This is a genomic window from Streptomyces sp. OfavH-34-F, assembly GCF_022347745.1.
GTDB lineage: Bacteria > Actinomycetota > Actinomycetes > Streptomycetales > Streptomycetaceae > Streptomyces.
In genome coordinates this window covers 1-2,614 of the sequence record NZ_JAKRGC010000526.1, presented here as the reverse complement: position 1 = coordinate 2,614, position 2,614 = coordinate 1, and the positions used below count along the sequence as shown (strand labels likewise).

Sequence of the window (2,614 nt, the reverse complement as noted above, 5' to 3'; positions counted from 1 at the left end):
GACCGGAGGCGGGTGCCGGCGGTACGGACGCGGACGGGGACGCGCCGGACGGCGGGCCGCGCCCGGCGGTCTCCGTCCGGCATCCCGGTGTGCGGCGGGCCCTCGCCGAGGCCCGCGCCTACGTGGACGATCCGCCGCCGCCCGGCCGGGTCCGGTCGTCCTTCGCGCCGGGGGACGCCCGGATGATCCGGGCCGACGGCCCCGGCTGGTCGATGGTGGCCAGGACCGACGACATCGCGCTGCTGCTCCTGGACGAGGTGCCGGGCGAGATCCTGCCGGTCGGGCGCGGGCCGGAACTGCCGGGGCTGCTCACCGCGCTGGACGAGCTGGCCGTACGGCCGTTCTGACCCGCGCCGGGGTCAGACCCGGTCGAGCGGGCGGTGGGGCTGCGCGGGGAGCACGACCTCGACGGAGTCGCCGGGGGCGACCACGCCGCCCCGGGTGACGATGCCCATGATCCCGGCCTTGCGGACGACGGCGCCGGCCTCGTCGCGGCCGACGACCTCCTTGAGGAGGCCGTCCTGGTAGCGGTCGATCTGGGCGCAGGGGTTGCGCAGTCCGGTGATCTCGACGACCGCGTCGGCGCCGAGGTGCAGCAGGGTGCCGGCGGGCAGGGCCAGCAGGTCGATCCCGCGCGTGGTGATGTTCTCGCCGAGTTCGCCCGGGGCCACCTCGAAGCCCTTGGCCCGGACCTCGTCGAACAGTTCCTCGTGTATGAGGTGCACCTGACGGAGGTTGGGCTGGGTGGGGTCCTTGGCGACCCTGGAACGGTGCTTGACCGTCACCCCGGCGTGCACGTCGCCCTCCACGCCGAGGCCGGCCAGCAGGGTGACGCTCTCCCGGTTCGGCTTGGTGAAGGTGTAGGTCTCGTTCCTGCTGACGGCGGTCACGGTGCCACTCACGGCGGGATTCCCCTCTCAGCGGTCGGCCTCCGGCGGCCGGTCTGCGTACCGCCGATCGTACGGAGTCGCCCGGGCCGGCGGTGCGCCGAGGGGCCGGTCACCTCAGCGGCGCGCCGACCTCGTGCATGTGAGTGAGCGCCTGCCGGTAGGACTCGACGGCGCCGGTCTCCGTGTAGGGCAGGCCGATCGCCTCGCAGTGGGCCCTGACCAAGGGCTGGGCCAGGCGCAGGTGCGGGCGGGGCATGCTCGGGAAGAGGTGGTGCTCGATCTGGTAGTTGAGGCCGCCGAGGAGCCAGTCGGTGAGGGCGGCTCCGCGTACGTTGCGCGAGGTCAGGACCTGGCGCCGCAGATGGTCCCAGCGTTCCCCGTCCGGGTCGGGCATCTCCATGCCCTTGTGGTTGGGGGCGAAGGCCATGCCGAGGTGGAGGCCGAAGAGGGCGTGGTGCACGAGGGCGAAGACGACCGCCTTGCCCGGGGACAGCACGGTGAACAGCAGGGCGGCGTAGAGGCCGAGGTGCGCGGTGAGCAGGAACGCGGACAGGGCGCGCTCGCGCAGGGGCTGCCGCTTCAGGTACTGGAAGCCGGAGACCTTGAGCGCGATGCCTTCGAGGAGCAGCATCGGGAAGAAGAGGCGGGCCTGGTTGCGGGTGAGCCATCGGGCGAAGCCCTCGCGCTGGGCGGCCTGCTTCTGGGTCCAGACGAGGGCGCCGACGCCGACGTCCGGGTCCTTGTCGATGTGGTTGGGGTTGGCGTGGTGGCGCACGTGCTTGTCGTTCCACCACGCCTCGTTCATCCCGAGCAGAAGGTTGCCGTGGAGGAGGCCGAGGGCGCGGGCCGCGCGGCGGTCGCCGGTTATCTGGGCGTGTCCCGCGTCGTGTCCGACGAAGGAGGTACGGGCCCACAGGACGGCCAGCGGCAGGGCGAGCGCCAGCGTCCACCAGGTGTCGCCCAGGAGGACGATGCCGGTGACGACGGCCGCCAGGGCGAGGAGGTTGGCGGTGATGCCGGCGGCGTACCAGCCGGTGCGCCGTTCGAGGAGCCCGCGTGCCCGCACGGCGCGCAGCAGGGGCGCGAAGTCGCTCCCCTTCTCGGCGCCGTCACGTGTGGGTTCCGCGACGGCAAGGATGGCGTGGGACATGTGTGCTCCGGTCTCGAGTCCGCTCCGACCTGCAAAAACGTACGGCCGGCGGGGCGGCGGGAACCATGGCGCCACCACCCGGGGGCGGGTGGTGCCAGCCCCCCTGCGCGGGCGGGGGGCCTGCCGTACCGGTGGGACGCCCCGCGACCACCCTGTGGTACACCTCACAGGCGGGGGCGGCCCGCGGTCGCGGAGGGTGGGGTACCCTCGGCGACCTCAGTCGGCTAGTCAAATTTGAGGACTCTGACATCGCTGTGCACAGCCTCTCCACCGCATCCCGCTCCGACATCGCCGCCCTCGCCGCCTGTTCCGCGGTCTTCCTGCCCGCCGACCCCTCCCGCACCGGCCGCGTCGCCTTCTGGCACCCCGACGGCAGCAGCCCGCCCGAAGGCCCCGGCGAGCACGCGGAGCTGACGGTCGCCGGGCCCGACGCGCTGCCCCACCGGGTGCCGGCGCGCCTGCTGCCCGTGGCCGAGGCGCTCCCGGTGCTGACGCGTGCCCGGACGGCGCAGGACGCCTCCGAGGCCGTGGCGTTCTGGGGCGCGGCCGGGCTGCTCGCCCTGCAGTTCGCCGC

General features: G+C 73.9%; 2 protein-coding genes and 2 pseudogenes. 2 read left to right on the top strand and 2 right to left on the bottom strand.

What is annotated here, in order from left to right; genetic code table 11:
* Positions 1-347: pseudogene (locus MHW47_RS34400) on the top strand (hypothetical protein); the annotation flags it as partial.
* Between the two features lie 12 nt (positions 348-359).
* Here the strand turns inward: MHW47_RS34400 and MHW47_RS34395 are convergent.
* Together MHW47_RS34395 and MHW47_RS34390 are read right to left on the bottom strand one after the other, a co-directional pair.
* Positions 360-902 carry an MOSC domain-containing protein gene (locus MHW47_RS34395; protein ID WP_239227764.1) on the bottom strand — a complete coding sequence of 181 codons (543 nt, stop codon included), beginning with the start codon at positions 900-902 and terminating at the stop codon, positions 360-362.
* A gap of 97 nt (positions 903-999) precedes the next feature.
* A complete protein-coding gene (locus tag MHW47_RS34390; RefSeq protein WP_239227763.1) occupies positions 1,000-2,040 on the bottom strand; it encodes an acyl-CoA desaturase in 1,041 nt (346 codons plus the stop codon).
* 254 nt (positions 2,041-2,294) lie between these two features.
* On the opposite strand from MHW47_RS34390, the pseudogene MHW47_RS34385 reads away from it, so the two are divergent.
* Positions 2,295-2,614: pseudogene (locus MHW47_RS34385) on the top strand (ATP-dependent helicase); the annotation flags it as partial.